Raw genomic sequence first — 8,834 nt, 5'->3', positions numbered from 1 at the left:
CTCCGGCAACCTTGCCGCTGTCCGCGCCGTTCCCGTCATAGGTCAGCTTATCATACGGCGTGAATGTCCAGGTTCCGGTCAGCGTAATGTCTTCCGCATCCACGGTGACGGTCTTTCCGGCGTCTTTCCCACCGGTCTGCCAGCCACCGAAGGTCCACGTTCCGTGATTGTTCGGATCATCAATCGTCCGGTCTGCCGGATCTGTGGATACTGTGACCGTGTCGCCCTTGTAGTATTCCTTCGTGTCTTCCGGTGCCTTCTTCACTGCTGCCGGGTATTTGTCCGCGTCCAGCTTGTCCGCTCCGCTGTAAGTCAGCTTGTAACTTACGCTGAGGGCCTTCTCCCACTGGGCGTACAGGACATCGTCCGTTCCGTCCTTCAGAGTGTAGCTGTCGCCCGGCTTATATTCTCCACCGTTCCCGCCGGCTTTGGTGTTCCAGCCGATGAAACGATATCCGCTGCGGGTAAAGCCGTTTTCAACAACAGTAACATCTGTTCCGGAAGCTGCTTCTGCTGTGGCGACTGAGCCGCTGTCCGCGCCGTTTCCGTCGTAGGTCAGCTTATCATACGGCGTAAATGTCCAGGTTCCGGTCAGCGTAATGTCTTTCGCATCCACGGTGACGGTCTTTCCGGCATCTTTCCCACCGGTCTGCCAGCCACCGAAGGTCCACGTTCCGTGATTGTTCGGATCATCAATCGTCCGGTCTGCCGGATCTGTGGATACTGTGACCGTGTCGCCCTTGTAGTATTCCTTCGTGTCTTCCGGTGCCTTCTTCACTGCTGCCGGGTATTTGTCCGCGTCCAGCTTGTCCGCTCCGCTGTAAGTCAGCTTGTAACTTACGCTGAGGGCCTTCTCCCACTGGGCGTACAGGACATCGTCCGTTCCGTCCTTCAGAGTGTAGCTGTCGCCCGGCTTATATTCTCCACCGTTCCCGCCGGCTTTGGTGTTCCAGCCGATGAAACGATATCCGCTGCGGGTAAAGCCGTTTTCAACAACAGTAACATCTGTTCCGGAAGCTGCTTCTGCTGTGGCGACTGAGCCGCTGTCCGCGCCGTTTCCGTCATAGGTCAGTTTATCATACGGCGTAAATGTCCAGGTTCCGGTCAGCTGAATATTGTCGGTTCCTATTGTCAGTTTCTCACCGGCTGCCAGCGTTCCATTCATCCAGCCTTCAAACGTCCAGGTTCCGTGATTGTCCGGGTCATCGACTGTGCGCTGCGCCGGATCTGTGGAAACCGTGACGGAATCATTCGTGTAGTAGTCTTTTGCATCCTGCGGAACTGCCGTAATCGCTGCCGGATACGCGGAAGTGTCGATTCCGTCCGCACCTTTGTAGAACAACGCATATGTCACGTGCCGAGCCTTCTCCCACTGGGCATAGAGAATATCCGTTCCCGGCGTCAGCTTGTAACGGTCAACATCAGCCAGATAACGCGTACCCTTTCCGTCCGCCTGCGTATTCCAGTGCAGGAACCGATATCCGATTCGGTTGAAGGCATTCTTCGCCACGACCACCAGATTGCCGACGAAGCCCTTCGACGGTTCCGTCTCGCCCTCATAGGCTTCTCCGTTGGTGTTCGCGTCATAGGTAAGGGAATCGGGATCCGCAACGAACTGCCATCTTCCCTCCAAGGTCAGATTGTCGTCTCCCATGGTGACGGTTCCGCTGGTTTCCTTATCGTAAAGGAACCAGCCGAGGAACTTCCATTCCCCGCCGTTCGCATCATCGCGAACAGTGATGCCCTTTGCGGGCGACTCAGCAATATTGACCTTATTCCCCTTGGAATAGGTTGCCGAGTCCGCGGGACAGGTGGGGATAGTATCCGGTGGCGTTACGCCTCCGATATAGGTGTAGGAATAACTCACTTTATGAGGGGTGCTGTATCCGTCGATAGTAACAGTTTCACTCTGCGAATCGATGGTGGCCGTCGTATCGAGAGTCGCCGCCGTTCCGTTCGCACCTTTGTACGGGAATTTATAGCTGTAATTGAAGGTCGCCTCTACCTGTGCACTCAGCTTATCCCTGGCGATGTCATCCGCCGTCAGGGTGTACTGCACTGTGCCGGTATAGGTGTCATTTCCGGAGGAGGTCACATTAGACAAAGACAGATCTACAACGCTGTCGCCGCTGCCTGTACCGATGTGGACGACAGGAGTTCCGCTCAGTGCCGCCGAATACTGGTTGAGAATATCGCCGGCTCTCAGTGTGACCGTCATCGTGATCACATCTCCCTCGTTGAGGTTCCGAGTCTTGTCCGGAGTAATCTTCGCTTCCGGAACAGGCTGGAATGCCTGTGAATTTGCATAAAGTTTGTCTCCATCTTTATTAAATCCACTGCCCCAGCCAAAGGTGGCGACATAGCCCTCGTCCTGCATCCGTTTGACATCTTCTTCCTTCAGATAACTGCCGGGGCGCCCCAGATAGTTGGCTCTCAACGGATAGATGAAGTTGTTCATATCTGCAGTATCCAGACGGGTAATCAGATAATTTGCGTCCGGCTTGACAAATACATTAACAAAATACTCCCTGGCATTTGCTGATACTGTTACGGTAACCTGTGTCGGACCTTCCAGTTTGCCTTCCGACTGCACCGTTCCGGCAGGATCAACTACCATATAATATCCTGACATATGATTGAGATTCGGTGCCAAAGTAAATGTTTTCTGCCAGATCGCATACAGTTTCACGTCCGACGAAGGCACCGTATAAGCTGCCCCCGGTTCATAGGCCGGGGTTTTGTCCCACCGTCCAGTTGACCAGCCGGCTAGACGCGCCCCCGACAGAGAAACATCCTTTGCTGTCGGTAAGGTGATGGTGCTGCCGGCAGTGGCAGAGACGGTGTTTTTATATCCGGAGGTAAATTTCCCTCCCTCGTTCGCATTATATGTCACTGTCACTCTTGCTGCAGCCGGCGCCCTTCTCGGCGCAGCCGCAGGCGTTTTATTTGTATCAGATGCGGAAGATGCAGAAGATGCAGACGTGCTGTCCTTTTCCGTATCAGACGGCACCGCGCTGCTGTCAGAGGAATCTGAGGTTCCGCTCCCGTCCGACTGTGTCGCTGCTGCTGTCGCGCCCCCGGAGGTTGAGGTGTCCGCCGCCATAGCGGGAGCTGCAGGAATCATAGAAATGATAAGCGAAAGTGACAGTACCCAAAAAAGATGTCTTGACCAGCGTTTTTTTCGCAGGTTCTGCTTCATGTCAAACATTGTCTCTCTCCTAATTCAACGTAAAATACCGGTCCTTTACAGTGGTCAAATACGTTGTGGTTACTTTAATTATAGCACACTCTTATAGTTCTTCATTTTAGACTCCACAACTTCTCCTGTCAATAAATCCCGAGCAAAAAGCCCAATTTGTACTGTACGTACACCCAAAAAGGCAGGTCAGGACATGGCTGTATTAACAAAAAGGCGATAGAAAATCAGTGTCTGCATTTTTCTTTTACGGCCAAATTTACTTTTCCATACACAGCAAAAGTACGCCGGGATTCCGGCGCACTCTTGCTGTGTGCTATTAAAGTGCCTTAAGAAAGGGACTCAATGTTACCCTTCGGTAACATTATTTTATATAAATCACTACCATAAGATAATGAAATATATAACGATTTTATGCCTCAGACATTTTCCGGCGTCCTGCAAAAAAGGCTATGCCTGTCAGCATTCCTCCCAGAAGCATCGCCGGGTATGTCCCCGGTCCTCCTGCGTTAGGCAGCGTATATGCCGGATGAGGCTCTGTTACATGAATCTCCACCAGCCCGCTTTTGGATAATTCACTTACTCCTTTTTTATTTGCAGAGCCGTTCTTCACATCCGCGGGAGTAAATGTAATCTTCAGGTGATATTTCAATGTTTCACCCACCTGACCGGTATCAGTCGCAACTTCTACCGACGGAACCGACGGCGGCTTCCGATTCTGTTCTGTAACGGACGACGCAGCAGGATTTCCTACCGGATTCCCGTTATCATCTATCCACTGATAGGTTACCGTTCCTTCCATCTGGTCATATTTTTTCAGCCATTCTTCAAATCCTTTTGTAATATTATTCTGTGCCAGTGTTGAAAGATCAACCTTGCTTCCGGCACTGACCGTCGTATCATCACCATCAGAAACCGGATAACGAATCGGAACATTTACCATCGGCGTATCTTTAAACTTCTGGGTATAGTTTTTACTCGAATCATAGATGCCCTGATATGTCAGCGTCGGAGTGCCGCTGTTCGTCTTTACATTATTGCTTCCCAGATAATTTCCCTGTGCTTTAACAGGAATCGACAGCTTTACTTTCTTGCCGTTCGGCACCTTGTCATATATACAGCGAACCGTCGTAGTTCCGTCATCGTTAGAGATGAACCGGAATGTCACGTCACTGTCCGAGAGCTCTTTTCCATCGACATACGCTCTGACACTGTCACGATCTACCTGGAATTCCTTTGTAATCGTATCTTCAATCACAACATTTCTCGCATTCCCGGTTTCCGTACTTTTCTCATAGATGTCCTTCAGCGTGTCAAAGAATTCCTGTCGGTTAACAATACTTTTGTAATATCCGCCGTTAAACTTTCCGGACTGATTTTCGTAATCCATCCAGGAAATCATATCGTTCGTCACTCCGTTCCCGGTAGGCGCATTAGTCCGGATTCCGAACTGTGCTTTTATTTTCGGATACTGTGTACCGGGGATTTTCAGCAAATACTGATGGTCTTTTAAATCCGCACTTTCGCAGCCGCCTCCGATTATAATGGAAACCGCGTTCGCCTCGTTGTATATCTTATGTCCCTCTGCATCAGTCCAGTTAGTGAAATTGGAAGCATCACCCAACGCATTACACGCATTCTCCAGTTCCTTCTTGCTGTAGTGAATATGCTCACAGTCTCCGAAACTGTCCCATCCATACAGACCGGTCAAAATCTCTGAATACATATTTGTAAAATACGGCGACGGAATCATACTGTGAGTTCCGCCGTGCTGGAAATTCGTGATACTGATCATTACATTCCCTTCACCTTCGCTTTCTGCCCACTTTATAAAATCGAGGAATCCCTTCTTCATCTCATAAAGGGAGAGCAGATCCGCCGTAACCGCCTGGCCGTTGACAAGTGACGCTCGATCGTTTGCATGCAGAAGATCAAACATCTGCCAGCTTGTCTGAATCTGAAAAACCATCAGAACCGGCTTCACCATCTTCAGTTTTGCTTTAGCCTCTAAATTGACAGTATATTCTCTTTCTGTGTTTTCATCCCCGTCATCGGGTCCTGCATTCTTCTTCAGGTCGCGGAAGGAATTTCCGTCATCCGGAGCCACCAGATTGCCGTCTCTCAAATCCATTCCTTTAACAGCAACGATCTTACCCGTCGGATTGATATGAAACGGTGATTCACCGTCCTTTGGATAAGTATGCCCTGTGGACGCAAGTAATTTGTCGGAGTAATCCGGCTTTGTCAGACTTCCTTCTGTAATCTCCAGCGCACCGCAGCCGCCGCGTTTACTGAAATTCGGATCATATAAATCATATTGATACTGACTCCAGATGCTCTTCGCATATGCTGCGCTGCTGTTTGTCAGTAGACTTTTCAGTTCAGCGGCGGAGTGGAACGGCGCTTCCGCATCATTGGCAACGCTGCCGTAATACAGCTGATCCAGACTGGTCACTCCGTCCGGAAGCGTTCCGATCACATCATTCAGCGAAGTCTTCTCTATGTGAAGAGTATATTCATCTTCGGAAAGGTTTTCATCAGTTATCTTCAATGTCACATCGTAGGAATCCGATGTCGCTTTCAATCCATTAACCGGAATTTTCATTCGAATCGTTTCAGACTCCTTTGCGACGAGTGTTCTCTGCGGCTCATCAATCCACTTAATCTGATTCGAATTCAGTGTTTCACCGTTTACCGCAAGCTGCCAGGTATATGTTTTTTCACTGAAATCATAATTCTTATACCGAAAGGAAACGTAGAGATCGCCGTTAAACACGGATCCGAGATCCTCTGCCGATGTAATGGAGATGCCTTCCAGTGCTTCTACTGAAAAGGTTGTATTGGCTGAGGTATCCTGTACATTATTCCTATTCTTCAATACCGCAGAAAATACGACATCCTCAGCCGACGGGGCGTCTTCAGACAAAACAGCCTGAAAGGTTTGCTGATAGGTACCATATTTGGGAACCTTTGTTTTATCCGGAATCCTCACGGACTCCAAATCATAGGCCAGCACATCGGATCTGCTCACTGAAGGCGTTAGCGTAAATTTGCTTATATCTACTTCTTTGTTGCTATTATTCCTTAATGTTACCGTAAGTGCAACAGTGCTGCCCGCTCTGTACGGTGAAGTTCCTACAGCCTTTACAGTCATGGTCAGCCCGGTACTCGCTGCGTATGCAGGAAATAGCAATGCCGACCCCAAGATCAGCAATAAGCTGCTGACGATTACAGAACTAATTACCGTCAGCAACGTTCTTTTTTCATTTTTTACCAATTTATTTCCTGCCTTCATAATTGCCTTTTCATCACTTCACCGTCAGCGGATTCTCTTTTACAGAATTATCGTTCCCTTCTCGGGCATTCTCCCTATATCCCATATCTTCTCTTGTACAAGGCGCTGATCGCCAGTCCTGTCAGCATTCCTCCCAGAAGCATCAATATATATATTCCCGGTCCTCCTGCGTTAGGCAATTTATACAGACGCTGGTCCTGTATCGTAAAAACCGACCCTTCCAGGCTCACGTTCACATCTGCTGATTCTAACGTAATATCGTCTCCGTTTATGCGAAACGGTACGGGTGTCTCAAGTTTCTGATATCCCTTTGGCGCCGCAGTTTCTACCAGGAGATAGGTTCTGTCCCCTGCCGGAAGACCATTCAGCGCAATTTTTCCTTTTGCGTCAGTTTCCGCCTCACGCATCAGATAATATGTTTTTCCGCCATGTTCAACAGTGTCCTGAGTTTCTCCGGCATCCTCCGGATTACCTGTATAAAGCGCAAATTTCGCACCAGTCAGTTCTGCTCTGCCGGTATCATCTGTTTTGTGTATGTTCACCGTTTTTGTCCTGTAGCGATTGTGTATAATCAGTTTCAGGTTGTCCCCTTCATTAATCTGGACATGCACTCCATTGTTAACCGCCGTAACGCCGGCTCTTCCAGCGGATACTTCACTTTCTGTCCGCGCGTACGTAAACAACTCCTCTGAGGCTCCAAGCTCCTCCTGAAGATCAAACGATCCACTGCCATTTTTCAAGAGAACTGTATAGGTTTTTACTCCTCCGTTTTTCAATTGTTCTCTGAGTTCGTCCTTTGTAACGATATTGCCGTCACTGTCCTGAAAAACCAACCGTGATGTATCATAATTCTTTAACACTATATCAAATGCGGTTTCTCTTTCTTTCACGGATCGTATATCCTCCGCGTTATCAATAGTCTTCTGAATCGTCAGTTTGGCAGACACCCATGGGCTATTGGAGATCTCTCCATTATTTCCGACCTGACTGTCCTTCAGCCAGTACTCATCGTCTTGCGGCGTCAGAATTCCGAAATTTGATGTATAACACAAGTTCCAGCTCTGCCCGCTATAGGTTTTATTATATCCATAGGGAGCCTCTGTCTCATTCAGTGAATAGCGGCCCCACGGTACGTTCTCGAAGGTCAGGTATCCGTTTTCATCTGTAACTCCATTCAAACTGTAATCTGACTTTGCAGGCGTCACCTCGCTGACGCCATAGCTCCCGTTCAATGTAAATGTTGCGCCTGCCAGAGGTTTCCCGGTCTTCTGATCAACCTTCCTCAGTTTCAGATTATATAAAGTTCCCTTCACCGTGGGCTGCGGAAATTCCAGCGAAAGATTTCCCCGCTCGTAATCCTGATAATCACTGTCTTCCCTCTCCGGACGCGGGTCATAGGTATACCGAAGCGTCGCATTCTGATTTGTCAGGTAAGTTTTCCCTGCCACAAAGTCTGCCGCAGACGCATCTAGATGCACCTTATATACCAGATCATATTCCCGGTAATAAGTGGTTTTTCCGTCAACGACATCCTTCACCAGTTTGTAGTCTTCTCCCACCGGAATCGTCCCATCATCGTCAATACTCCAGGTCAGCGTATTCCCGACGGCCGAAACAGCGGTCTTTCCGGAAACGCCCGGGATCGATGTTTTATATTTCACACTTCCAGGAATATATTGCATTCCGTTTCCCATCGCATCCGTCACGTTTTTCGCGACCGCCGCATGGTAAAGGAGATCATAGCTTTCCATTGTGGTCCCGATGGGAATGTAAAATCTGGAGGAAGACGTTATATTCTGTTTCTGTCCTCCGTGATTACCCATTCCAATCAGCGGATTGCGAAAATAGAGAAACATTTTTCCGCTGATGCTGGGGTTCACATAATAAGCCTTCCGATAGACCACCTTATACCGTCCGCTCTGCACTCCAGAGGCAACCGCATTCTCACTTGTATTATCAGGCGCATTTACATAATACACATATATTTTGACACTGTGAGTACTGGTCGGCCGGACGTTGAAATAATCCACCTTCGATGAATGGTCACTGTTTCCGTTCTGAACCCGTGCCTGCGTTCCGTCCAGTGCATCTGCCCAGCTGGCCTTGGCCCTGATTTTCAGAGCTACCTGAAATACATTTTCCGTGTCTGTCGGAATCACATTTTTTCTGACGATAACACTTCCGCTGCTGTTTCTTTTCTCAGTAGTGCTCCCCTGCCTGCCATCGAAGTAATTTCCTGACACGATCTGCCACCGGTTTGCCGCAGAACTGTCAGCATTGACCGGCGAATCCGTCGGATGCCAGGCATCCCGAAGCTCCGCAGTTCCTTCCGGTACTGCAGAA

Annotated in this window: 3 protein-coding genes; all 3 read right to left on the bottom strand. The window is 49.0% G+C overall.

Annotated elements, in window-relative coordinates; all coding sequences use genetic code 11:
* Positions 1–3,208 (bottom strand): SHIRT domain-containing protein (locus FYJ64_RS11195; RefSeq protein ID WP_154575208.1); only part of this gene is annotated, 3,208 nt, incomplete at its 3' end.
* A gap of 400 nt (positions 3,209–3,608) precedes the next feature.
* Entirely contained in the window at positions 3,609–6,227 is a 2,619-nt protein-coding gene (locus FYJ64_RS11190; RefSeq protein WP_154575207.1) for a hypothetical protein, read from the bottom strand.
* A 338-nt stretch (positions 6,228–6,565) separates the two neighbouring features.
* Positions 6,566–8,834: SpaA isopeptide-forming pilin-related protein (locus FYJ64_RS11455; RefSeq protein ID WP_268891426.1), on the bottom strand; the 2,269-nt coding region annotated here is incomplete at its 5' end.

The sequence above is a fragment of the Hornefia butyriciproducens genome (assembly GCF_009695915.1).
In the GTDB taxonomy this organism is placed as follows: Bacteria; Bacillota; Clostridia; order Peptostreptococcales; family Anaerovoracaceae; genus Aminicella; species Aminicella butyriciproducens.
This window is presented reverse-complemented; position numbering and strand designations above follow the sequence as displayed.